Raw genomic sequence first — 24,888 nt, forward strand, 5'->3', positions numbered from 1 at the left:
GGCAGGGCGCCTCACCCGGGGGTTGGGCGCCAGTTACTTTTCGACGGGAACGGGTCCGTCGAACACCGTAAACCTGAGGGTGCAGTTGCCGATCCGGATCAGATCATTGTGCTGGATGTTGCGGCGTGTCAGGCGGACGCCGTTGACGAAGGTGCCGTTTCGGCTGGCGAGGTCCTGCACGGAGTACTTGTCGGCCTGGACGATGATGATGGAGGCGTGCTTGCGCGACACCTTCTCGTCCTCCAGCACGATGTCGCAGTCCCGGCGGCCCATGGTGTAGGTCCCCAGGCCGGTGATGTCGAACGACTTCCCCTTCAGGTCCCCTTCGATCACCGTCAGGTAGATCGACTTTCCGCCGAGCGCCGACGGTCGGCGCAATACTTTTTGGACCGGCGACTCGAGGGAGGTCTCGTCGATCGCCCCGCCGCCGGCCGGCCGCGGGGCGACGCTCGAGGGGACGCCGACCGCGCCCGGCGCGCCGGGATCCGTCCCGGTCGCGCGGGTCGCCGGGCGCCGGGCGCCGTCCGTGCCCGGGCAGATCATGGAGCCGCCGGCGGCGGTCCCGCCCGGGGCGTTGATCCCTCCTGGGGCGGGCGGGCGCGCGGGGGGTTTGGACGGAGGAAGCGGCTTCTCCTTGCGGATCAGCCACGCGCCGGTGGAATGGCGCATCCTGGGGATCGGGTCGCCTGTGCGTGGGGTCGATGTGCTCATCGTGCGCTCCATCAATGAGGGACCTTCCAGTCGAGCTCGAGCTCCTTGCGCGATGCGTTCGGCTGCTCGCCCTTGAGGAGGGCGATTTCGTTCTGTTTCACGACTCCGGTGATCTTCGACCGGGATGCGATCTGGCCCTTGTCGGCCAGGAGTCGCACCTCGACGCCATGGCGGCCGGCCGGGACGGAGAGCACGTGCGTGACCGTCCCCGATTTCCCCTTGGTCGCATCGAACGGCTTCGACAGCACCGTCTTGCCGTCCACCAGGACCAGGAGGCGGCCGGAGCGCATCTTGTGCTTCACCTCGACCCGGAGGCGGCCGTTCGGTCGCTCGACCGGCCGGGAGGAGCGCACGGAACCGGGCCGAGGATGGCGTGCCGCCTCGATCGCGTGGGCGATCTCGACCGGGCCGGCGTACGTCATGGCGCACACCGCCTGGATCGGCCGATCGGAATGGATCGCGTCCTGCCCGCCCTCGTCGGCCGCCGCGCGCGCCGCCTCGATCCCCCCGCGCGCCCCTTCCAGCGAACCGCTCGGGGAGGACGCTCCGGAGGGGCTGCGCCCCGGCGGCGGCGGGACGCTGGTCCCGGCGATCGAGACGACGCCGCGGGGCGAGCGGTGCACGACGACCCGGCCGGACGGCGGCGCCTGCTCCTCCTGCGACTGCACCGCGCGCCCGAGCGGCCCGCGGAACAGCTGGCTGATGGCCATGTTCACGCCCACCAGCGCCAGGACGAGCACGCCGACCAGGGCGCCGAGGCGCCACTGGCTGGTGAGCGTGAACCAGGGAGAGGGCGTGAGCGGGACGACGGCATCGAGCTCGTCCGCCTCGGGCGACGCGGCGTCCTCGGACCGGACCTCCGTCCCGTCCCCCGCCGGCGCGGCCTCCTCGACCGGATCAATCTGAAGGCCGCCGAGAGGCGCCAGGACGGCGATCATCTCGTTCCCCGTCTGGAACCGGCTCGCCGGGTCCTTCGCGAGGGCCTTCTCGAGGACACGGTCGAAATCCGGGGAGACGTTGGGGTGCGCCTCGCTCGGCGGCTCGGCCGGCTGCGTCGTGATGCGGTACAGGACCTCCGAGACGGTCTCCCCCTCGAACGGCGCCTTGCCGGTCAGGAGCTCGTAGAGGATGACGCCGAGCGAGAACAGGTCGGCGCGGCCGTCGACCGGCGCCCCCTTGAGCTGCTCGGGCGACATGAAGCCCGGCGAGCCGACGAACTGGTCCGACCGCGTCAGGTCCGACCCGGGGAGCCGCGCCACGCCGAAGTCGGTGATCTTCACCTTCCCCTGGTCGGTGATCAAAATGTTGGCCGGCTTGATGTCACGGTGCACGATGCCGCGCCGGTGCGCGTAGTCGAGCGCCTGGGCGATCTGCACGACGACGCCGACCGCCTCCTCGGGCTGGAGCGGCGCCCGCGACAGGATGACTTTCTTGAGATCGCGACCGGGGACGTGCTCCATGACGATGTAGGGGCAGCCGCTCGCCGCGTCCTGGCCGATGTCATGCACCGACACGATGTTCGGGTGAATCAGCGCCCCGGCCGCCTGGGCCTCGCGCAGGAAGCGCTCGCGGTACTGACGCGCATCCTCTTCGGAGAGGTCGGGCCGGATGGTGATCACCTTCAGGGCGACGTTGCGGCCGATGACCGGATCGCGCGCCAGGTACACCTTCCCCATGCCGCCCTGACCGAGCTCCGACTCGATGGTGTAGCGGCCGATGCGGGTGATGGTGCCTTCGGAGGCCGCCCTCTCCTCCGGGGCGTCGGCCTGGTCCGGGGCATCCGCGGGCTTGCCGGCCGCGGAAACCTCCGCGCGCTTCCTGGATGACTTGCGTCGCTTTTTCCCGAGCACGCGTTCCCCCGCAGCCAGCGACTTCGGTTTGCGGCGTGAAGCCGGGAGCCGTTCGCAATATAAGGACCTGCCCGGCGGGCGGCAAGGCAGAAACCCGCGTCCGACAAGGCATTCCACGCGAAGGGCGCTTACAGAATCGTGCGCCGTCAAGGGCCTGGCGGGACCGGGGAGCGGCCCCCCGCTGGCGTTCCATAGTGTGAAGTTGTACGATGGGAGTTGATCCCGATCCGGAGGCTCCGCATGGCCGTCAGGAAGCTGCCCTCGGAACGCCCACGCCCGAAATCGGTCGCTCCGAGCGTCAAGCCCGATCTGTATCTCAAGCTGTACGAGCGCATGCTGCGGGCGTATTACGTCGAGGAGCAGTGCCGGGTTTTCGTGCGCGCCGGGAAATGCTCCTTCTACGCCTCGGCCCGCGGCCACGAGAAGATGCAGATCCTGGTGGCCCTCCTGCTGCAGCCGGGGAAGGACTGGTTCTTCCCCTACTATCGCGAGAAGGCGCTCATGGTCGGGCTGGGCATGCCGCTCGAGCACATCTTCCAGGGGATGCTGTCGCGCGAGGGGGACCCCAATTCGCTCGGCCGCAACATGTCGGAGCACTTCTCGTCGAAGGAGCTGCGGGTGGTGTCGCCCACCGCCTGCACCGGGACCGAGTTCCTGATCGCCGTCGGCATGGCCAAGGCGGTCAAGGCGGCCGGGGGGGACGAAATCGTCTACGTCTCCGGCGGGGAAGGGTCGACCTCGGAGGGGGAGTTCTTCGAGGCGCTCAACAAGGCGCAGCACGATCTCCTGCCGGTCCTGTTCCTCATCCAGAACAACGGCTACGCCATCAGCGTGCCGCAGCAGCAGCAGACCTCCTCCGAGCTGGCCGACGTGGCGCGCAGCTTCGGCATGCGCTCGGTGCGCGTGGACGGCACGCGCTTCACCGAGGCTCATCACACGCTCGAGCCTTTGGTCCGGGAGCTGCGGCAGGGCCGCGGGCCGCTGTTCGTCGAAGGGATGGTGGTGCGGTTAGACTCCCATTCCTCCTCGGACGATCAGACCAAGTACCGCGCCCCCCAGGACATGGAGGAGGCCCGCCGCAAGGACCCGCTGGCCCACACGGAGATGCGCATCCGGGAGATGGGGATCCTGAGCGACCGCGAGATGGAGGAATGGCGCGAGCGCGCCCGTGTCGAGGTCGAGGAGGCCGCCCGCAAGGTGGACACCCTCCCCTACCCCGATCCGGCCTCCGCCACGGCCGACATCTTCAGCGCCGACCGCGTGATCCTGGAGGAGACCGAGCCGGCCTACGTCTCGGACAAGCCGATCACGATGGTCGAGGCGATCAACCGCGGCCTCAAGGAAGAGATGGCGCGCAATCCGAAAATCATCATGTGGGGCGAGGACATCCAGGACCCGAAGGGGGGCGTGTTCGGCGTGACCCGCGGCCTGACCGAGGCGTTCCCGGGCCGGGTCGAGAACTCCCCTCTCGCCGAGGCGACGATCGTCGGCGTCGCGCAGGGGATGGCGATCGGCGGATACAAGCCGGTGGTGGAGATCCAGTTCGGCGACTACTCCTACCCGGCCTACATGCAGATACGCAACGAGATCTCGACACTGCGCTGGAGGAGCGCGGGAGCCTGGACCTCGCCGATCGTGGTGCGCGTGGCGGTGGGGGGCTACATCCGTGGCGGGCCGTTCCACTCGCAGACCCCCGAGACCCTCTACGCCCACACGCCGGGCTGGTACCTCGCCTACCCGAGCAACGCTGCCGACGCCAAGGGGCTGGTCAAGACCGCCTGCCGGATGGACGACCCGATCCTCTTCTTCGAGCACAAGGGGCTGTACCGGCAGGTGTACACCAAGACCCCCGAGCCCGGCCCCGACTATCTCATCCCGTTCGGCAAGGCGCGGACCGTGCGGCGGGGGGACGACCTGACCGTCGTCGCCTGGGGACGGACGGTGCACATGGTGCAGCAGGCCCTCAGCCAGGTGGCCGAACGGGCGGGGGGGGAGCCGTCGGTCGACCTGATCGACCTGCGGACCATCGTGCCGATGGACGTCGACGCCGTGCTGCAGTCGGTGTCCCGGACCGGACGGGCGCTGGTCGTGCACGAGGCGCCGCTGTTCGCCGGCATGGGGGCCGAGGTCGCCGCCCTCATCGCCGACCGGGCGTTCGAGTTCCTCGACGCCCCGGTCCGGCGCGTGGGGGCGCGGGATTCCTTCGTGCCGTTCGCTCCCAATCTCGAGGCGGCCGTTCTGCCGAGCGTCGAGCAGGTCGCCCGGGCGATCCAGGAGATCCTCGAGTACTAGGCCCGAGTACCAGGAAGGAGGCGTCATGCCCTCGCGCGCACTTCCGACGCTCCCGTCACCCAGCCCGCTCGAGTTCTCCCGCGACGAAGGACCGTTCGACATCATCGGGGACGTGCACGGCTGCGCCAACGAGCTCGTCCGGCTGCTGCGCCGGCTCGGCTACCGGAGGCCCTCGCCGCGCCGGGCGTTCCGCCACCCCCGTGGCCGCCGCGCCGTGTTCGTCGGCGACCTGGTCGATCGCGGCCCCGGCGTCGTGCAGGCCATGCGCATCGCGATGCGCATGGTCGACGAGGGGAGTGCCCTGTCGGTCTCCGGGAACCACGAGGTGACGGTCCTCCGCGCGCTCGAGACCGGGGCACGCAACGGCAGCGCCGGAACGCTGAAGACCATCCGGCAGATCCGGGCGCTCCCGGCCCGCTCGCGGCGGCGCTTCGTCGACCGGTTCCGCGCGTTCGTGGCCGGCCTCCCGCCCCACCTGGTCCTCGACGGCGGCCGCCTCGCGGTGGCGCACGCCGGGATCAGGCCCGAGCACCTCGGGACCGACTCGGCCGAGGGGCGGCGCTTCTCCATCCACGGGGAAACCACCGGCGAGACCGATCGCTACGGCCTGCCTGTCCGGGTGAACTGGGCGGCGGACTACTCGGGGAAGGCCCTGGTGGTGTACGGCCACACGCCGGTGGGGCGCCCGGAGTGGATCGGAAGGACCGTGAACATCGACACCGGCTGCGTCTATGGCGGCAGCCTGACTGCGCTGCGCTATCCCGAGATGAAGCTGGTCCGCGTCAAGGCGGCGCGCGCCTACTACCGTCCACGCCGTTCGCTGCCCGGCGGCGTGGGGCTGCGCGCGGAGACCCGGGCCCGCCCCGGCACAGGCCTCAGTGTGACGCCGACGGGTCCTGCGGCCGCGGAGCGCCCTCTTTCTTTCGGGCGTGCTGCGCCATCGCCCGGCGGACCTCCTCGATCGAAGTCTGCCCATCGAAGCGCGCCACGTCCCGACCTTCCGGGTCGTACAGAATGGAGTAGGGAATAGACCCGGGAAGCCGGAACCCCTCGAGCAGCGGGTCCTGGTCACCCGTGTACACCACGTTCGGATAGGAGACGCCGGCCGAGGCCAGGGCCTTCCGGACCTTGTCGCCGGTCTCCGTCCCCTCTCCCGTCACCCAGGAGTCGAGCGAGATCCCGAGGAAGGCCATGTTCTCGCCGCCCGCCTCGCGAGCCAGCGCCGCGAGATCGGGAAGCTCCTCCATGCAGGGGGCGCACCAGGTCGCCCAGAAGTTCAGGAACACCGGCTTCCCCTTGAGCGCGGCCAGATCGGCGCGCACCCGATCCATGTCGCCGAACGAGACCGTCGCGACGGGGGCCGCCTCCAGGGGGGCGGCTGCGTCCGAGGCCACGCCCGCTGCGGGGGCGTACCCCGCCGCCGCTCCGGCCTCGCTCCGGGGGGCCGCCCGGCCGCAGGCCTGCAGCACGACGGCCGCGGCGATCAGGGCGGGGACAGGTCCCGGGAGCTTCATGGTCCCGCCATCATAGTTCGGGCGGCGTGTCCTTCCAAACGCCATCGATCGAGCCTAGAATGCCGCGGTGATCCAACGCCACCCATGGGGCGGGCTCGCGGTGCCGGGGCTCGAGCTGCCTCACGACGTCGTCATCCTCGGCCTCCCCTATGACGCCGGCGCCTGCTGGCGGGGCGGAGCGTCCCAGGCGCCACGCCGCCTGCGCGACATCTCCGGGACGTCTCCGGCGATCTCCGAGGAGGGTTACGTCGTCGATCCGCAGATGCTGCGGCTGCGCGACGCCGGGGACGTCGCGCCCGAGGGGGCGTCCGGGGCGTCCGCGCTCGCCGCGCCGCGCCCGGGCAGCCCGGCGGCCGACGCGGCGCGGCAGGCCTACTTCGCGCGCGTCGAGCAGGCGGTCGTGCAGATCTTCAAGACGGGGGCCATGGCCGGGAGGGATTCCTTCCTGTTCTCGATCGGCGGCGACCACTCGGTCAGCATTCCCCTGGTGCGGGGGTTTGCCAGCCGCTTCCCGGAAGGGTTCGGCCTGGTCTCGCTCGACGCCCATCCCGACCTGTTCGACCGCTACGAGGGGTCGCCGCTGTCGAACGCCTGCCCGATGCGCCGGGCGCTCGACGGCAGCCGTCTCAAGCCGGAACACCTCCTCATCCTCGGGACGCGCTCCTACAACCAGGTGGAGCTCGATTACATGCAGGAGAAGGAGATCCGCTTCGTGCCGGCCAAGGAGATCGAACGGATCGGCATCCGGGGGGCGATCGAGGTCGCCCGCGAGAGGATGGCCGGCGTCGGCAACATCTACCTGAGCATCGACATCGACGTGGCCGACCCGTCCTGCGCCCCCGGGACCGGCGCCCCGGTCGCCGGCGGCCTGTCCAGCCGGCAGCTGATCGATCTGACGCGCGGCCTCGTGCAGCACCTGCCGGTCCGCGCCATGGACCTGGTGGAGATTGCCCCGCCCCTCGATCCGACCGACGCCACCCTGTTCCTGGCGCTGCAGATCGCCTTCGAGACCTTCGCCGTCCTGGCGGAGAAGCGCCGGCCGAATACTCGGACAGGCTCCTCGCGCTCCGAGGCTTCGAGCTCGAGGATATAGCGGAGATTCATCGTACCACGCCGCTCCGGCGCGGGCAGGTCGTCGCCGGATCGTGCCCCGGTGATTCGGGGCTCAGCGGTTCGGGAACTTCTTCGCGTCGAGGTCCCCGGGGGACGCGACCAGCCGTGTCGACGCCGGCATGCTCTCGAGGCTGTAGGCCGTGCCGTTCCAGGCGACCAGGGCGGTCACGATCCCGCCGGGGGCCGGGACGAATGAGCCGTACGGGTACCACGCCGGCAGCTGGACCAGCGGGCCGGGCGGGATGCCCTGAAAGATGACATCGTCGGGGCGCGGGGTCGGGCGATCGTTGAGGATCTGATCCTCGTTCCGATCCTCGACGTACGGGAAAATCAGGGGGAAATCCACGGCGAACTGGGCGTCCCGCGTGTCCAGGTGACCGTTCCCGTTCCGATCCTCTCCGACATCCAGAATCCCATTGTGGTTCCTGTCCTCGTCGATGTAGTCCAGGCGGCGGTCACCATCCTTGTCCTCTCCAGGATCCAGGGCGCCGTTGTAGTTCAGGTCCTCCCAGAACAGGTCCACGTGGCCGTCGCAGTCGACGTCCTCGCGCGCTTCCCCTTCGCATCCGTCGGGAGGGGTGAGACGGCCGTCGCCGTCCCGATCCTCGCCGGGATCGACCCGGCCATTGCGATTGAGGTCCTCGAAGACGTCGAACTTGCCGTCGCCGTCGAGATCCTCCCGCTCGTGCCGGATCTCCAGGACGAGCGGCGGGCGGGGCGGAACGAGAGTCGAGGGGCAGCCCACGGTGCGGGGATCCCCCCAGCCGCCCGGCCCCTCGCCGGGGGCATCGATCCGATATTCCGGAATGCCGTCGCCGTCGAGGTCCCCCAGGTTGACCAGCCAGGCGGAAGGCGGAAGCGAGCCGCTGTGCGCGCGGCGTTCCGCGCCCAGGACGAAGAACGAGGCGGTCGGGGCGCCTCCCAGATTGCCGAAGAGGACCGGCGAGCGGCCACCCGGCGACCCCGAGGTGATCGGGTTCGACTGGCCCGCGGGACACGCGGCGTCGATCGGCGAGGCTGTCAGCAGAGCGCCAAGAACGATCGCCGTGGCGCTCGCGAGCGGGCGCGAGGAATACCGAGGCGGGGTCTTCATCAGGTCTCCTTTCGCACCGGAAGGTACCGCGGGGGGGGTCGGTGCGAGGGGGGCCGGACGGCCGGCTCCGCGTCTCGTGCTCCGCATCGCGCGCTGAGTGATCGCCGCGCGGGGACATGATGAAACACCCGAGGGGCCGGCGGGCCTACTTCTTCTTGAACAGCGCCTCGAAGGCGGCTCGACCGGGGCTGACCTTCGCGGCGGCGGTGGCGGCCGCCGGCGCGGGGGTGGCGATGCGCCGGCCGGTGGCGTCGAGGACGGTCTCGGGACGGAAGGACTCGCAGGTGTTGGCGGCGGTCTTGGAGTCGAAGCGCTTCGGGATCGGCTGGCGGCACTCGAAGCGTGCGCCGGGATCGAAGTGGACGCAGTTGCGGCAGCAGTGCTGGGCGGCGCGGCACTTGGGGCAGAGGGCGTTCGTCGGCAGGCTCTCCGGCGACGGCTCCTGGTGGCCGCACTGGTAGCAGCGGGTCACGACCCGCGCCTCGCGCGCCATGCCGCGCGGCTCGCGCGGCCCGCGAGGGCCCAGGTCCTCCTTCTTTCGTTTCTCGCGCTCTTCCTTGTACTCGCTGTCGCGGTATCCGGGCTGTCGGTACTTCATCGGGGCATGCTCCTGCTGCCGGGGGTTTGTCTTGGGTGGAGGGCATTGTACCCCGTCAGGGCCATTTTCGGGTAGAATCCTGCACTTCCGGTGCGACTGGTATCGTCCGCCGCCTGCCGCGGCGGATCCATTCCACGATGGTCATGGGGCACGAGGTGCCGACGATGATGACCCCCCGCAACGCTCTTTCCCTGTCCGCTCGAGTCTTCCTGGCACTGGCCTGGCTCGCCCTGCCGGCCTTTTCCACCAGCGCCCCCGAGGCCCGCGAGCACAAGCCCAAAGGGGAGGCGGCGACCACCGACGGCGGCGACTCCAAGGACAAGAAGGACGAGAAGAAGGACGACAAGGACGCTCCGAAGGAGCCCGCATTCGACAAGGTGGTCAAGGGGACCAAGGAGCTTCAGGGGCTGTTCCGCGTCTACTTCAAGGAAGACGACGCGAAATACTTCCTGGAGATCGCCCCCGACCAGCTCGACGTGCCGTTCCTGCTGAACCCGACGCTGGTCTCCGGAATCGGCCAGGGGTTCATCTACCCGAGCGACATGCTGCCGGAGTACGTCGTCGCCTTCCATAAGAGCGGCAAGACGGTGCAGCTCATCCACCGGAACACGTTGTTCCGCGCCGACGAGTCGTCCACCCTCAGGAAGCCCGCGACCCTCGCCGCTCCCGACGCCATCGTCGGGCAGGCGAAGGTCGAGAGCCAGCCGCATCCGGATCGCAAGAGCGTCCTGATCGACCTGGGGTCGATCGCCGTCGGCGATCTCGAAGGGTTGACCCAGCCGCTGAAGCAGGTGTTCGAGTCCCCCTACCAGCTCGACCGGGACGGCAGCACCCTGGCGTTCGCGAAGAACTTTCCGGACAACCTCGACTTCGAGACCGTCCTGCACTTCAAGACTCCCGAGATCAAGAAGCCGGCGGTGTACGCGGCCGATCCCCGGAGCATGCTGGTCCGCTTCCACTACTCGCTGTCGCGGCTGCCCCAGACCGGCTTCCGTCCGCGCCTGGCGGACGATCGCGTCGGGCATTTCCTGGCGATGATGGGGGACTACACCGACGACCGGCCGGACGTGCCGACGGTGCGCTACGTGACCCGCTGGCAGATGGAGAAGAAAGACCCCGCGGCGGCGATCTCCGAGCCGAAGCAGCCGATCGTCTTCTACCTGGAAGACTCGATCCCGAAGGAGTACCGCGAGGCGGTGCGCCAGGGGGTGCTCGGCTGGAACCCGGCCTTCGAGAAGATCGGGTTCAAGAACGCCCTGGTCGTGAAGGAGCAGCCCGACGATCCCGACTGGGACGCGGCGGACGTGCGCTACTCGACGCTCCGCTGGATCGTGGCGCCGAACGCCGGGTTCGCGCAGGGGCCGTCGCGCATCAATCCGTACACCGGGCAGATCTTCGACGCCGACATCCGCTTCAGCGCCGACATGCTGCGCAACATCCGGCACGAGTACGAAGAGCTGGTCGCGCCAATCGCCGCCCGGCCTGGAGACGGCTCCGTCCCCGCGGAGACGGCCGCCCTGCTGCGGACGCTGTCCGGCTGGACGGCGTCCCTGGGGCCCTTCCCTCTCGACTCGCTGATCGGGGCCCTCGACGGGACGCCCGGAGCGCCCGCCGGACGGGCGGTCCTGGGCGCCGGCTCCCGGCCCGGGGTTCCCCCGGCCTCCCTGGGCTACTGCGACTACGCCACCGGCCTGGCGCACGAGGCGGCGCTCGGCTGGAGCATCCTGCAGGCCCGGGGCGGCCTGGACGAGAAGGCGCAGCAGGCCTACATCGACGATTTCATCGTGTCCGTCACCCTGCACGAGGTCGGCCACACCCTGGGGCTGCGCCACAATTTCAAGGCGAGCAACTCCCTGCCGTTCGAGAAGCTGCAGGACGCCGCCCTCACCTCGCGCGCCGGCATGACCGGGTCGGTCATGGACTACACCCCGGTCAACCTGGCCCCCGAGGGGAAGCCGCAGGGCGAGTACTGGCAGAGGAACATCGGCGCGTACGACTTCTGGGCGATCGAGTACGCCTACAAGCCGATCGACGCCCCCTCCACCGCGGCCGAGAGGCCCGAGCTCGATCGGATCGCCTCGCGCGTCAGCGAGCCGGGCCTGGCGTACGGCACCGACGAGGACACCTTCACCGGCTCCCCCAAGGGGATCGACCCGACGTCGAACATGTGGGACCTCGGCAGCGACATCCTGACCTACTACTCGTCTCGGGCCGGCCTGGCGCGCGAGCTGATCGGGAAGATGGAGGACCGCTTCAACGAGCCGGGGCTGCGCTACCAGAAGCTGCGCGTGGTCTTCGCCCAGGCCGTCGGCGAGCTCGCGCCGGCGGCGCTGAACGTGCCGAAGTACATCGGCGGCATCCGGCATTACCGCGACCACATCGGCGATCCGAACGGCCGCCTGCCGTACGACCCGGTGCCGGCACCCGAGCAGCGCGCCGCCCTGGCCTTCCTCAACCAGGAGATCTTCGGTCCGGATGCCTTCAAGCTGCCCTCCCGCCTGTTGAACAAGCTGGCGGTCGAGCGCTTCCCCGACATCGAGGGAAACTTCTGGACCCTGGAGCGGATCGACCTGCCGATCCACACGGTCGTCCTGGCCCTGCAGTCGATCCCGATGGACCGCCTGTACCACCCGATCGCGCTGGGCCGCCTGCTCGACATCGAGGAGCGCTACGACGGGAAGGACAAGGCGTTCACCATGTCCGAGATGTTCTCCTCGGTGCGCCGGGCCGTCTGGAGCGAGCTCGACGGCCGCGCGAGCATCAACTCGTTCCGCCGCAACCTGCAGCGGAAGCATCTGCAGACCCTGATCGGCCTGGCGGTGGGCTCTGAGCCCTCCACACCAGAAGACGCCCGCACCCTGGCGCGCGCCGACCTGATGGCGATTCGCCGCGGCATCGACGCGGTCCTCGGACGGGTCGAGGGGCCGGCGCCCCGGGTCGACGTCATCACCCGGGCGCACCTGGACGAGACCCGGGCGCGGATCACCGCGGCCCTCGACGCCGGCATCCAGCGGCAGCTGCCGCAGGCCACGCAGCGGCCCCAGGGATAGACCCGCCCTTTGACCGCCGGGGCTTCCGGGGGTAGAATCCCCCCCGAACCCTGAAGAACTGTCCCGAACTCGACCGCAACGAACGCGAAGGAGGCGTCATGCAGCACCGCAACAAACAGGTCCTTTACCTCGCCGCGCTGGTCAGCGCCGCGACCGTCTTCGCCTGCGCCGCCGCCACGGGCGATACCGCCAAGGAAGGCAAGGGGAAGAAGGGCGCCGCGAGCGCCGCCTCGGATTCCGCCGCGGCCGTCATCGGCGACAAGACGATCACCATGGCGGAGCTCGACGCCAAGGCGGCCGGAGCCCTGGTGAAGGTCCGGCAGGACGAGTACGAGGCCCGGAGGCAGGTCCTGGAGAGCCTGATCAACGACGAGATCATGGCGAAGGAGGCCGCCGCCAAGAGCAAGACCAAGGAGGAGCTGACGAAGGCGGAGATCACCGACAAGGTGCCCGAGCCGGCGCAGGCCGACGTGGACGCCTTCTACGAGCAGAACAAGGCCCGCTTCGGCGCCCAGACGAAGGAGCAGCTGGCGCCGCAGATCACCGCCATGCTCAAGAACCAGAAGATGGCGGACACCCAGCGGGCGTATTACAAGTCGCTGCGCGACAAGTACGGGGTGAAGACGATGCTCGAGCCGCCCCGCGTCCAGGTGGCGCTGGACGACGACCCCGTGAAGGGACCGGCCAAGGCCCCGATCACCATCGTCGAGTTCTCCGATTACCAGTGCCCGTACTGCAGCCGCGCCGAGACCACGGTCACCGAGGTCCTGAAGAAGTACGGCGACAAGATCCGGCTGGTGTACCGCGACTACCCGCTGTCGTTCCATCAGAACGCCAACGTCGCCGCCCAGGCCTCGGAGTGCGCCGAGGAGCAGGGGAAGTTCTGGGAGATGCACGGCGCCATGTTCGCCAACCAGTCGAAGCTGGCGGCGACCGACCTGGTCGAGACCGCGGCGACGATCGGCCTGGAGAAGGACAAGTTCAAGGCCTGCCTCGACAGCGGCAAGTACAAGGACGAAGTGCAGAAGGACTTCGAGGACGGCCAGAAGGCCGGGGTGACCGGGACCCCCACCTTCTTCATCAACGGCATCCCGATGGTCGGCGCGCGCGACGTCAACTCGTTCGCGGAGATCATCGACACCGAGCTCGAGCGCAGCAAGTAGGCGCGCAGCCAGGTCCAGTGCCGGCCCCCCGTGCCGCTCCGGCGCGCCGGGGGCCGGCCTCTCCCCCGACTCCACCCTGCCGCGATTTCCCGACACCTCCCCACGGTGATGCACGCCCCTTGGACACTCCCCTGAACCCAGCCTGACACAGGGACTTGAAGCGCGATGATGCGGGCAGGCCTGGCTCGACGCCCGGCCGCGTGTCCGGAGCATGGTCAGACGCAGCCGCCGCGCCGGCGCACTGACGCCGCGCGTGATGCGCTGACGGAAGGTCGTGATCCTCTGCAGCCTCTTGCCGGGGCAGGGCTTCCGCCCTCGAAGCTGACCCGTCCTGCCGCCTGTCGGACCCCTGGCACTTCGCTTGCTCTTGCCAAGGGTCGTTTGACAGCGCCAAACCACTCGTGAGGGTGGGACGGAAAGCCGACGGGTCTCCTGAGAGAGACGGCCGGGTTGCCAGCGGGATGGCCGCAGCCAGCTCGTTGAACCCTTGGAGGCCCGATGACGCTGAGCCACGCGGATCGCCGTCCCCCCGAAGCTGCCCAGCCCCCCATCCGGCGTTCCGCTCTCCACTTCATCTGCCGGTCGCTCCTCGTCCTGTTCGTGGTTCTCGGCGTGTCCCCGGCCTCCGCGGCCGCCGCTCCCAGCCAGAGATCCAAAGTGGCTCCCGATCTGGTGGAGGAGGCCCGGAAAGGCTCGCCGTCCCGGACGGTCCGCCTGGTGGCCACGCTGGAAGGGGCCGATGCGGATGGCCTCGCCCGCGAGATCGCCAGGCTGGGCGGCAGGGTCCGCGGGAACTTCCGTCATGCCGGAGCCATGGCATTCGAGGCGCCGCTCGACGCGGTCGAGGCGCTGGCGGCCACGCCGGGCGTCCGCTACATCGCGCCCGACCGCGAGGTGAGCGCGCTCGCCAGCCAGGTTGGGATGACGACCGGAGCCGATCTCGTCTACCCGGGGATGCTCTCCCTGGCAGGCGATGCGGAGACGGTCGTCGCGTCGCCGGTCGTGGTCGACGCCCGCAGCAGCGCGGCCGGTCCGGGCACCAACGGCACGACCCTCGCCTGGCCCCACACGATCGGCTCGGGGCCGGACCGCTTCCTGGTCGTCGGCGTGTCGCTGCGCGACGGGAACACTTCGGTGACCGGCGTCACTTACGGCGGGGCGGCGCTGACGCGCATCGGCTTCCAGAACGCGGGCGGGAGCCAGAACCGCACCGAGATGTGGGAGCTGCCCGCCCCCGCGACGGGCACCGCCGACGTCGTCGTCACCCTGTCGGCGGCCAAGAAGCTGGTGGGCGGCGCCGTATCCTTCTTCCACGTCGATCCGACCGCGCCTCATGGTCCTTTCGTGTCCGCGATCGGATCCACCAAGACGGCCTCGGTGACCGTCCCGAGCGGCAGGGGACAGCTGGTCGTCGATACCGTCAGCACCAACGGCGACGCGAATTCCCTGACCGAAAGCGCGGAGCAGGCCGCGCAGTGGGACACCTTCAGCGGCAAGGGTGACGCCGGGAACGCCCGTGGCGGCGGGAGCCTCGAGACCGGAGCATCCTACGTCACGATGTCCTGGGCGCTCGGCGCGGGGAAGCCATGGTCGGCGGGCGCCGTGTCCCTCAAGCCGGCGGGGGCGCCGGCGTTCGGAGGCTTCGACGGAACGGGCGTCACCGTGGCCGTGATCGACTCCGGCATCGCGCCCCAGCACCAGGACCTGATCCGTGGCGGCACGACCGAGTCGCGGGTCGTCCTGGGCGTCGATTTCACGGGCAAGGGAAAGACCGACGACCTCTTCGGCCACGGCACGCACGTGGCCGGCATCATCGCCGGGGACGGCGGCGCCTCGCACGCGTTCGGGCGCGACTACATGGGGATCGCTCCCGGCGCCACCCTGGTCAATCTCAGGGTGCTGGACGATTTCGGTCACGGCTACGTCAGCAGCATCGTCGCGGCCATCGACCGCGCCATCGCCGTCCGGACCCTCTACAACATCCGGGTCATCAACCTGTCCCTGGCGGCGCCGCCGATCGACTCCTATGTCGACGATCCGATCTGCCAGGCGGTGGCCCGCGCCACGAGCGCCGGGATCGTGGTCGTGGCCTCGGCGGGGAACTTCGGCCAGGACCCGACGTCGGGCGAGGAGGCGTACGGCAGCATCACCTCGCCGGGGAACTCGCCCGCGGCCATCACCGTCGGCGCGGTCGACGGCCGTGGCACCGCCCCCCGCTCGGATGACCAGATCGCCCGCTTCTCCTCTCGCGGGCCGACCCTCTCCCATTCGATCGATCCCGTGACGGGCGCCGCCGTTCCTGACCTGCTGGCGAAGCCCGATCTGGTCGCCCCGGGCGGCCGCATGGTGTCGCTGGAACGGGACGACAATTACCTGGTCAAGACCTATAAGGAGCTGGACGTCGACGGCTCCAAGCCGAATGCCCGCTACATGATGCTGAGCGGCACCTCGATGTCGGCGGCCGTGGTCTCCGGGGCCGCCGCCCTGATGCTGCAGGCCAACCCGTCCCTGACGCCCAACATGGTCAAGGCGATCCTCATGTACTCGGCGCAGATGATGGACGGGCCGGACCTGTTCGAGCAGGGCGCCGGGCTTCTGAACATCGAAGGGGCGGTGCGGCTGGCGGCCACTCTGCGCCAGGACGCAGGCACCCTGCCGGTCGGATCGACGCTCGCCGACCTGCCCCTGCCGCAGCCCGTGAGCACCATCTCGGGGGAAACGGTCGCGTGGAGCCAGGGGCTCATCTGGGGATTCGGCGGGCTCCAGGGCATGGCCATGCTCACCACCCGGCAGGAGGCGTACTCGCAGTCGCTGATCTGGGGCCTCGGACGTCTCGACGCATGGGGCGCCGGCGTCACGTACTACGACGGGCTCTACTCGCAGAACTATGTCGCCTACGGCCAGGACAACGAGTGGTGCGGCGTCACCTGGGATTCGGGGACGAGCACCTCCTCCGGCCTGATCTGGACCCGCCCGATGGACGCCTCCGGCCCCATCTGGACCAACCGGGTGATCTCGAGCGACTTCTTCGACCCGTCCTCCTCGAGCCTCATCTGGGGTATCAACAATTACGATGCCGGTCTCATCTGGGGGGGGTTCTGACATGAACGCTCAGGTGAGCATCCAGCCGGCCACGCCCGCGGCACGCGACACCAGGGCGCGCCTGTTCATCGCGGCGGTGGTGGCGGCCGGCGCCGTCGTCCTGGCGGCGAGCCTGCGGCAGATTCTCGCGGCGGGGCTCGACGCGCGGCACCTCGCGTGGCTCGGACTCGCGGCCCTGACGATCGGCGTGGGCCGGCTCTCCGTGAGACTCCCGGGGCCGAGCTGCAAGGTCTCGCTCTCGGACGCTTCCATCTTCCTCTCGCTCCTGGCCTTCGGTCCGCACCTGGCGACGGTGACGGCGGCGCTCGACGGCTTCGCCGCATCGACACGCAGGAAGGGCGCCTGGCACAAGGTGGCGTTCAACACGGCCGGCATGGCGATTTCCATGTCGATGTCATCCCGGGTCTTCACCCGACTGGTCCCGCCGAGCGGGCTCTCGGGTCCCAGGCTTTCCGTCTCCAACCTCGTCGTTCCGATCGTGGCCCTCGTGCTCGTCCAATACCTCGTGAACACGGCTCTCGTGTCGACCGTGATGGCCCTCAAGGATGGCGTCTCCCCCCTGACGGTCTGGCAGGATGCATCGCCGTGGGCCGGCGCCGCGTATGTCGCGGGCTCGGTGGCGGCCACCCTCGTCTTTCTGATCGTTCGCGAGCTCGGAGCGCTCTCGGTCCTGGGGGTCCTGCCGTTCCCGGCGATCCTCTATCTCGCCTACCGCGCCTGTCTCAATCGGCTGGTCAGGCTGAAGGGGACCGCGCCCGCCGCCTAGGAATGTGTCGGAGTCTCCGGACCCATTCTTAGTTCTCGTCGATTCCGGGCAGCTCGATCCCGAAGCGCTCCGCCAGGCCGACCACGTCCCACTGCAGATCGTCGAACGCGGCGATGAACGCCTCCTGCTTCGCCTCGACGGCGTCGTCCCAGGCGCGTGACGCGCGGGCGTGGAGCGCCGCGAGGACGGCGGTCGCGCGCTCGCGATCCTCGGGCGACTGCGGCGGGTTCTTGATGAGCCGCGCCTCCTCCTGGTCGAGCGCCGCGAGGATGTCCTGGCGCACCGACTCGGGATCGGCGCCCGGGCCACCGCCGGCGCCCGGTTCGGCGGCCGCGAGGCGCCCGCGCCGACCGGCGCGCTCCGCCACCTCGCTCCGCAGGCGATCGATCTCGTCGGCGGCCTGGCGGGCCTCCGTCTCGTCGGTGACGTCCTTCAGCGCCTTCTCGGTCTTCTCGATCCAGAAGGCCACGTCGTCGTAGCGCCCGGAGGCCATGAGCGCCCAGGCGGCCCGGAGCGGCACCCAGGGATCGTCCGGGAGGGCGTTCGCCGCCCGCCGGAACAGGTCGAGCCCCTGGTCCACCCGGCCGCGCAGGACCAGGATCTCCGCGCGGCGCTCGTCGCAGCGGCCGCGCAGGCCGGGGTCGAGCCTCGACACCTGATCGATCACCCCGGCCGCCTCGTCGTAGTCCCCCCGGTCCTTCAGGCGCTCCGCCAGGCGCAGCAGAATGACCGGGTAGTCGAGAGCAGGGTGGCGCGACTTCGCCGCGGCGATCCGCTTCAGGAGCGCCATCGCCTCCTCGCCGCGCTCCAGCTCCTCGAACGCCTGCGCCGCCGCCCACAGGACGTAGTCGCCGGCGGCCGTGAGATCGAGCTCCTCCAGATCTTCTGCTTCGATCTCGTCGAGGAGGTGCATGTGGACGCGATACTCCTCGGCAGGCAGCTCCCGCTCCTGGCGCGCGAAGTCCCAGGCGTACCCCTCGGGCGGCTCGTCGTCGGAGGGGTCGTCGTCCACGATGCTCATCGTCCCGGCGCTCCTTTCGCAGATGGTCGTCTCACAGGCTTTCCTCGTATCTGTGCCAGGCGGTCTCGAGCGCCGCGAAGTCCCGGCCGAACAGCCCGGCGAAGGTCTCGATTCCCCCCTCCCCGGCCGCCTCGGCGCGCGCGTACTCGAGGAAGGGCGCCTTGTAGCGCCCCTTGTCGCCGTGCAGCAGGAAATGCACCAGGGTCCAGGAGGCGTTGTACGCCAGGTCCCCCCGGCCGCCGCTCCAGAAGGGATCGCCGGCGCGCGCGGTGAGAAGCGGGCGCAACGGGATCGCCCCCTCGTCCCGTATCCTCTTCAGATAGTCGTTCAGCGGGGAGCGCGGGTCGAACTGCAGCATCACGTCCCCGGCGACGATCGTCCCCGATCGCCTGATGCTCCCCGGCTCGATGCTCAGCTGCCCGCCGATCTGCGAGTAGCCGAAGTAGGTCGCCAGCCCCTCCTCGAACCATTTCGACGGCCGGACGCCCGCCTGGTAGGTCCTCTCGTAGTTCAGCATGTGGATGGCCTCGTGGATCAGGATCGGGATCGGCAGGTGCCCGCGCATCGCCTCGCACGGCACCGACAGGATGCGCGAGGCGGGGATGTACTCGCCGGCGTAGCTCCAGATCTCCGGCTTGCGGCCGGGGGCCCAGAGGCGGTGCAGGCGATCGTGGTCCCCCTGCCGCGCCCAGGCGAACACCAGGACCTGCTGGTTGAACGGGCGCAGCGGGACGAGGGGGGACCAGAACGCCTCGTGCGCGCGCACGGCCGCCTCGACGACCTGTCCGAGCCGATCGATCTCCCGATCGTCGAGGACGTCGGTGTGGACCAGGAGCTGCCCGATCTCCTTCCGCACCTGGCGCATCCCCATCTGCCGGGCCGCCTCGTTGACGTACGACTGGCGCCGGGTCTCGGCGAGGTAGTCGGCGATGTCCCCTTCGACGGCGAGCCGCAGGGCCTCGCCCGGGGGGGCGTTGCGCTGGTGCACGATCTGGTAGGACGTCTCGGCGTCCGGGCGCGGGCGCAGCGCGTAGTAGATCTCCCCCTTCTTCAGGAAGAGGTAATGCAGGCCTTCCGCCGAGACCGGCCCGGCGTAGCCGCCGACCGGAGCCTCATGCAGCGCCTTGCGCGCCGCCGCCGGCAGGGTGGCCGCGGACACGAAGCCCCAGTCGCCGCCCCCCAGGACCGAAGGCCCCGACGCGAGCGCCTCGAACGCCTCCCCGGCCTCGAGGCGCACCCGCGCCTCGTCCACCACCCTGCGGTCTTCCGAGACGATCGCCTCGACGTGGAACAGCGCCCGGTGGATCCAGTTGCGCGATTCGGGAGGCAGCCCGGTGAAGACGAGGTCGATGGGCGTGAAGCTGGTCACCGGGAGACCCCGGAGGCGGGCCGGCAGGAAGCGCCAGCGCAGCGCCGCCTCGCTCGCCGCGCGGCGCATTCCGAGATCGGGATCGGGGCCGCGCAGCGGCCTGGTCCGAAGCGGCTCCCCCGAAGGGGGGACCTGCACCAGGAGCTCCACGCGCGCCTCGCCGATGAGGCGCGCCCGTCCCGCCTCCTCCGGATACTCGGGCCGGCTGTCGCGGGTCACCTGGGGCGGGGTGATCAGGCCCAGCGGCGTCTCCGGACCGGTCTCCGTCCCCGGGTTGGCCGCGGGCGGGGCCAGCCCCCCCTCCGCCGCCTTCCTGCGGGACGCGTCGAGCGCCGCGCCGAGCCGCTCCGGCTCGGCCTCGAAGCCGCCCGCGACCTGCCACACCCCGTCCCTCTCCCGCGTCTCGAAGACGCCTTGGAGGCGGCGCGCCGTGTCGCCGCACGGGATGTCGTAACGCGCCATCAGGCCGCCGGCCCACTTCTCGACGATGCGGATGCCCGCGGGGGGGCCGCAGCCGTCCCCGGCCGGATGCGCCCAGCCCAGGAATTCGGTCAGCCGCTGGACTTCGGCCTCGCCGGAAACGCCGAAACTCTGACGCGCCGGACCGGGAGGGGCGGCGAGCGCCAGGATCAGCGGCACGATCACACTCCTGAGGTGCATTCACTCTCCTCGCAACTTGACGGGCTTCGGGCTTGACCGGGAATTATATTCCCGACCGTCATGCACATCCCGTCGTCCACTCTGGCCGTTCTCCTCGTCGCGTCCTCGCTCGCATCCGTGGTCCCCAAACCGGATCGGGACACGATTCCGGAAGAGGTCGCGGCGGCGTTCGGCGCCATCGTCAGCGTGCGCGTCCGTGAAGTGGTGAAGGTCCCGGTGTTCCGCGGCGGCCGCTTCCTTCGTGAGCCGATCGAGGGGCTGGGAGCCGGCTCGGGCGTGATCGTGTCCGCGGACGGCCTCATCCTGACGAACGCGCACGTCGTGGCCGGCAGCACGCAGGTGACGATCGCCGCGCTCGACGGCCGCGAGGTGGGCGCCCGCGTCGTCTCGATCGACGAGGCGTCCGACCTCGCCCTCCTGCGCGCCGAAGGGGGTCCCTACAAGCCGATCGCCTTCGCCCCCGACCGCCTGCCGGGGCCCGGCGCGCCGCTGTTCGTCCTGGGGAACCGCGGCGACCGCGGGATCGAAGTGGGCTGGGCCAGGATGGGAGCGCACGCGCGCCTGCGCGCCGGCACCCGGCCGCTCGAGTTCTGGGCCGAGGTCCTCGCGCCGATCGGCCCCGGCAACTCCGGCGGCGCCCTGGTCGACGAGGCCGGGCACCTGGTCGGCATGCCGAGCCTCCTGATCACCTACACCGAGGAGGCGACCGCCGCCTCGCGCCAGGCCTCCGGCCTGTTCGTCCCGGCCCGCCACCTGCGCCGCGCCATGCAGAAGATGATCGCGGGCCGCGCGCCGGCCTGGCCGTGGATCGGGATCCTGATGGACGACCCGCTCATCGCCCAGAGCGAAGGGCGAGGCTGGGACCCGCAGCGCGGCGCCACCGTGCGCCGGGTGTACTCCGGCAGTCCCGCCGCGGAGGCCGGCCTGCGCCCCGGAGATCGCGTCGTGTCGGTCGGCACCGTCCCGACACCCGACAACTACGCGGCGCTCGATGCCGTCCTGGACCTGGGCCTCGGCAAGGAGACGACCGTCACGGTCGAGAGGACGGGGCAGAAGCTCCTCCTCGCCGTCGTGCCGGCGCCCCGGCCGCCCGATCCGCGCCCCGAGCCCCTCGACGACTTCGCGCTGCACACGGGATTCCGGCTGCAGCCCCGATCCGCCGGCAAGGAAGGCCGGGACACTCTCGCTCTCGCCGGCATGTCCCCGCTGACCCGCAAGGGTCTGCCGGAGTTCGAGGCGGTCCTGTTCGACGAGCGCCCCGCCCTGGTCTCGATCCTCCCCGGACAGAACGCGCTCGAGGGACAGACGCGGCGCCTGCCGGCTTTGTCGGCTACAGACCTCGAGTCGATCATCGGGCGCTGTTTCGTCGAAGAGCAGTTCGTCGCCCTGGCGCACTGGGACTTCGACGGCCGCAAGACGCTGGATCGCGCTCACGTCCATCGCAAGGTGTACCCAGTCGTCCTATGAGATGACCGGTTCGACCAACGCAGTCTCACGGTTTCGCATGCGGTCCGGCTTCTGAGATCGCGTCGTATCTCATTTTTTTTCCGCATCTTGAACGACTGTCACAACCCCAATCGCCAGTTTTTGACAGTCTCAATTTCCCGGGTTGAGACCGGCCACCGCACGGTTCCGCAATCGGACGGAATTCCTTAAGTCCTTGAAACAGAAAGGCGTTGGATTTTCGCCGCGGGCGGTGAATCGATCGGCGGCATGCTCGTTGCAGACGACGGCGCGGAGATGTCTTTGAGTGGGGGTGGAGTGTCGCGCCGCCTCCAGCAAGTGGCGCGTCCGGCTCCTGCGATGGAGACTGGCCATCCTTCTCTGTCGTGACCCCATCGTCCGCCGTCCATCTCACCCTCCCGGGCATCCGGGGATGGACGGCGGGCGCCCTTCTCCTTTGACCTCTATCCCCCCGACCGCATAGAATCCGGGCCTGCCATGCGAGGAACGGTCTTCTGGGATGTCGATACTCAGTACGATTTCATCATGCCGGACGGCAAGCTCTACATCCAGGGAGCGGAGACCATCCTGCCAAGGCTCGCGGCGTTGACCGGTCTCGCCCGTGAGAAGGGAGTCCCGCTCCTCGGCTCGGTCGACTACCACAGCACGGAGGATGCCGAGATCTCGGATGCGCCGGATTACAAGGACACCTACCCGCCGCACTGCCTGGCCGGCACGGCGGGTCAGGAGCGGGTCGAGGCGACGCGCCCGCGGAAGCCGCTCTGGATCGACAGCGCGCCGGAACAGAAAGAGGCGCTGAAGACGAAGGTGCGCCGGCATCTCGAGGGCGGGGGAGAGGTCATCTTCCGGAAGCAGCGCTTCGATGTCTTCAGCAACCCGAACGTCGACACCGTCCTGGAAGCGGTCCGGCCGGATCGCATCGTCGTCTACGGCGTGGCGCTCGACGTCTGCGACCGCTTCGCCGTCGAGGGGCTTCTGGCGCTGCGGCGCTACCGGGTGACGCTCGTCGAGGACGCCACGCGCGCCATCCGCCCGGAGGAGGGGGAGAGGCTGGTCCGGGACTGGACGGCGCGCGGGGTCTCGATCCTGACGACCGGCCAGATCATCGGAGGAGCGCTCGGAGTCTAGGAGTTCCAGGAGCCTGTCGCCAGGATGGTAGACGCCCCCAGGAAGACCGGACGGATTCGGCAGATGCGCGTGGTGGCGATCCGCCCGCGCGGCACGCCGCGCGACGAGCCCCCCCCGATGCCGGTGCGCGCCGCGGGGACCGAGTTGTCCGCCTTCCCCGAGGTCCCGGTGCCGTTCTCGACGCTCGACCTCCCCGAGCCGATCCTGAAGTCCCTCCAGGCGATGGGGTACGGGCAGGCGACCGACGTGCAGGCGCGCTCCATCCCCCTGGCGCGGGCCGGCCGCGATCTCATCGTCGAGTCGCGCACCGGGACCGGCAAGACGACCGCCTTCGGCATCCCGATCATCGAGAAGGTGGACGCCACGAAGCCCCGGGTGCAGGCGCTGGTCCTCTGCCCGGCGCGCGAGCTGAGCATCCAGGTCTCCGAGGAGCTCGGCCGGCTGGGGCACCATTCGGGGGTGCGCGCCCTGACCATCTACGGCGGCGATTCGATGTCGCGGCAGCTCGACGGCCTGCGCCGCGGCGCCCACGTCGTGGTCGGCACGCCCGGGCGCGTCCTCGATCACCTGCGCCAGGGGACGCTGAAGCTCGACGCCGTGCGCTTCCTCGTCCTCGACGAGGCGGACCGCATGCTCGACATGGGGTTCGAGAAGGAGGTGCGGCAGATCCTCGACCAGGTGCCGAAGGACCGCCAGACGCTCATGTTCTCGGCCACCATCCCGTCCGCCATCGAGGCGATGGCCAGCCGCTACCAGCGCGAGCCGGAGCGCCTGATGCTGTCGCAGGACGCCCTCTACGTCACCGACGTGCAGCACCTGTTCTGCATCCTGTCGCGCATGGACAAGACGGGGGCGCTGTACCGCCTGATGGAGTACGAGGCCCCCTCCTCGTCGATGATCTTCTGCAACACCCGGGCCGAGACGCGGCTGGTGCAGTCGTACCTGGCGCTCCGCGGGCTTCCGGTCGCCATGATCTCCTCCGACCTGCCGCAGAAGAAGCGCGAGCAGGTCATGCGCCGCTTCAAGAGCAAGACGCTCAGGCACCTGGTCGCCACCGACGTCGCGGCGCGCGGCATCGACATCGAGGACCTGTCGCACGTCTTCATCTATTCGACGCCCGACTCGTCGGACCAGTACATCCACCGCGCCGGCCGCACCGGCCGGATCGGCAAGACCGGCCGGGTCATCTCCCTGGTCTCCGCGTTCGACCTGATGAACTTCAACCGGCTGGTGCGGGCCAACCATCTGAAGGCCTACGAGATCGACGTGCCCTCCGACGAGGAGGTGGCGCGCCGGAAAGTGAGGCGGATCGTGGACACGCTCAAGGAGCTGGCGGCGAAGCTCACCACCGCGGAGCGCGCCGAGTACGAGGCGATGGCGCAGGGGATCCTGGACGATGCCGACAAGCTCGCCATCGTCGGTTATCTCTTGAAGACCCACTTCGAGGAGGAGGCGAAGCGCGGCGTGCTGGACGATGGGGCCGGCGCGGCCGACGAGGATGCCGGCGGCCCGGCAGCCCCCGCGGAGCACTCCCACGGTGCGGGCGGGCACCATGCTTCCCACGGCGGGCACGGCTCCGGCGGCCATGGCGCAGGCGGCCACGGCGCAGGCGGCCACGGCGGGCCGAGCCAGGGGGGCGGAACCACGGGGACGCCGGGGTCGGGCCGCAGGCGCCGGCGCCGCAGGCGCCGCGGTGGTGGCGGTCCTGGAGGAGGCGGCTCGGGGGGCGGCTCGTAGAGCGCCTGCGCCCCGGAACCCGCCCGCAGGACCGGAGTCCGGATCCGCTCGAGCCGCGTCCCGCCGCGGCGCATGTTCCAGATTGAATCGGCCCACCTGCTCCGATCCGATACACCCGCCGCGCCATCCCTGACGCACTCCCACGGCCCCATCTTCCGATCCGCCTTGATCTTGGAGCGCACGGCGCGTGTCGATGATCCGATCGGGCACGGGACTTGCTGTGGGGAGCGCCGACGTGGCCGGCCGCCGGAGCGAAG

16 protein-coding genes, 1 pseudogene and 1 riboswitch are annotated in these 24,888 nt (G+C 70.1%); of the genes and pseudogenes, 10 read left to right on the plus strand and 7 right to left on the minus strand.

Going from position 1 to position 24,888, the window contains the following annotated elements:
* Positions 1-33 precede the first annotated feature (33 nt).
* Both VGV60_09400 and VGV60_09405 read right to left on the minus strand, forming a co-directional pair.
* Complete coding sequence (locus VGV60_09400) at positions 34-711, minus strand: FHA domain-containing protein (protein ID HEV8701471.1); 678 nt, start codon at positions 709-711, stop codon at positions 34-36.
* Positions 712-722: 11 nt separating this feature from the next.
* A complete protein-coding gene (locus VGV60_09405) occupies positions 723-2,561 on the minus strand; it encodes a serine/threonine-protein kinase (protein ID HEV8701472.1) in 1,839 nt (612 codons plus the stop codon).
* A 240-nt stretch (positions 2,562-2,801) separates the two neighbouring features.
* Here VGV60_09405 and VGV60_09410 point away from each other — a divergent pair, with 240 nt between their 5' ends.
* Together VGV60_09410 and VGV60_09415 are read left to right on the plus strand one after the other, a co-directional pair.
* Positions 2,802-4,853 (plus strand): thiamine pyrophosphate-dependent enzyme, encoded by a 2,052-nt coding sequence (locus VGV60_09410; protein HEV8701473.1) that lies wholly within the window; start codon positions 2,802-2,804, stop codon positions 4,851-4,853.
* Between the two features lie 25 nt (positions 4,854-4,878).
* Entirely contained in the window at positions 4,879-5,883 is a 1,005-nt protein-coding gene (locus VGV60_09415) for a metallophosphoesterase (GenBank protein ID HEV8701474.1), read from the plus strand.
* A gap of 70 nt (positions 5,884-5,953) precedes the next feature.
* Here VGV60_09415 and VGV60_09420 read toward each other — a convergent pair.
* Positions 5,954-6,412: pseudogene (locus VGV60_09420) on the minus strand (TlpA disulfide reductase family protein).
* A gap of 22 nt (positions 6,413-6,434) precedes the next feature.
* Here VGV60_09420 and VGV60_09425 point away from each other — a divergent pair.
* Positions 6,435-7,460 carry an arginase family protein gene (locus VGV60_09425; GenBank protein HEV8701475.1) on the plus strand — a complete coding sequence of 342 codons (1,026 nt, stop codon included), beginning with the start codon at positions 6,435-6,437 and terminating at the stop codon, positions 7,458-7,460.
* Positions 7,461-7,532: 72 nt separating this feature from the next.
* Here VGV60_09425 and VGV60_09430 read toward each other — a convergent pair whose 3' ends face one another.
* Together VGV60_09430 and VGV60_09435 are read right to left on the minus strand one after the other, a co-directional pair.
* On the minus strand, positions 7,533-8,573 hold the full coding sequence (locus VGV60_09430; GenBank protein HEV8701476.1) for a hypothetical protein: 1,041 nt from the start codon (positions 8,571-8,573) through the stop codon (positions 7,533-7,535).
* A 145-nt stretch (positions 8,574-8,718) separates the two neighbouring features.
* Positions 8,719-9,171: a hypothetical protein gene (locus VGV60_09435; protein ID HEV8701477.1), complete on the minus strand. Its 453-nt coding sequence runs from the start codon at positions 9,169-9,171 to the stop codon at positions 8,719-8,721.
* Between the two features lie 164 nt (positions 9,172-9,335).
* Here VGV60_09435 and VGV60_09440 point away from each other — a divergent pair, with 164 nt between their 5' ends.
* From VGV60_09440 to VGV60_09455, 4 genes are all read left to right on the plus strand, one after another.
* The gene (locus tag VGV60_09440; GenBank protein ID HEV8701478.1) at positions 9,336-12,221 is read left to right on the plus strand and encodes a zinc-dependent metalloprotease; all 2,886 of its coding nucleotides are present in this window, start codon (positions 9,336-9,338) and stop codon (positions 12,219-12,221) included.
* Positions 12,222-12,319: 98 nt separating this feature from the next.
* Positions 12,320-13,384 carry a thioredoxin domain-containing protein gene (locus VGV60_09445; GenBank protein HEV8701479.1) on the plus strand — a complete coding sequence of 355 codons (1,065 nt, stop codon included), beginning with the start codon at positions 12,320-12,322 and terminating at the stop codon, positions 13,382-13,384.
* A 379-nt stretch (positions 13,385-13,763) separates the two neighbouring features.
* A riboswitch (cyclic di-GMP riboswitch) is annotated at positions 13,764-13,842 on the plus strand.
* A 40-nt stretch (positions 13,843-13,882) separates the two neighbouring features.
* Positions 13,883-16,486, plus strand: coding sequence for a S8 family peptidase (locus VGV60_09450; GenBank protein HEV8701480.1), 2,604 nt, complete (start codon positions 13,883-13,885; stop codon positions 16,484-16,486).
* A 1-nt stretch (position 16,487) separates the two neighbouring features.
* Positions 16,488-17,252 (plus strand): hypothetical protein, encoded by a 765-nt coding sequence (locus VGV60_09455; GenBank protein ID HEV8701481.1) that lies wholly within the window; start codon positions 16,488-16,490, stop codon positions 17,250-17,252.
* A 28-nt stretch (positions 17,253-17,280) separates the two neighbouring features.
* Here the strand turns inward: VGV60_09455 and VGV60_09460 are convergent, their stop codons facing one another.
* Both VGV60_09460 and VGV60_09465 read right to left on the minus strand, forming a co-directional pair.
* Positions 17,281-18,273: a hypothetical protein gene (locus VGV60_09460; GenBank protein HEV8701482.1), complete on the minus strand. Its 993-nt coding sequence runs from the start codon at positions 18,271-18,273 to the stop codon at positions 17,281-17,283.
* Between the two features lie 31 nt (positions 18,274-18,304).
* Positions 18,305-20,302 carry a hypothetical protein gene (locus VGV60_09465; GenBank protein ID HEV8701483.1) on the minus strand — a complete coding sequence of 666 codons (1,998 nt, stop codon included), beginning with the start codon at positions 20,300-20,302 and terminating at the stop codon, positions 18,305-18,307.
* A gap of 60 nt (positions 20,303-20,362) precedes the next feature.
* Between VGV60_09465 and VGV60_09470 the strand changes: the two genes are divergently transcribed.
* The 3 genes from VGV60_09470 (at position 20,363) to VGV60_09480 (ending at position 24,631) form a co-directional block, all read left to right on the plus strand.
* Complete coding sequence (locus VGV60_09470) at positions 20,363-21,769, plus strand: S1C family serine protease (protein HEV8701484.1); 1,407 nt, start codon at positions 20,363-20,365, stop codon at positions 21,767-21,769.
* Positions 21,770-22,243: 474 nt separating this feature from the next.
* A complete protein-coding gene (locus VGV60_09475) occupies positions 22,244-22,894 on the plus strand; it encodes an isochorismatase family cysteine hydrolase (GenBank protein HEV8701485.1) in 651 nt (216 codons plus the stop codon).
* A gap of 24 nt (positions 22,895-22,918) precedes the next feature.
* Positions 22,919-24,631: a DEAD/DEAH box helicase gene (locus tag VGV60_09480; GenBank protein ID HEV8701486.1), complete on the plus strand. Its 1,713-nt coding sequence runs from the start codon at positions 22,919-22,921 to the stop codon at positions 24,629-24,631.
* Positions 24,632-24,888 lie beyond the last annotated feature (257 nt).

Source organism: Candidatus Polarisedimenticolia bacterium, from assembly GCA_036001465.1.
GTDB lineage: Bacteria > Acidobacteriota > Polarisedimenticolia > Gp22-AA2 > Gp22-AA2 > Gp22-AA3.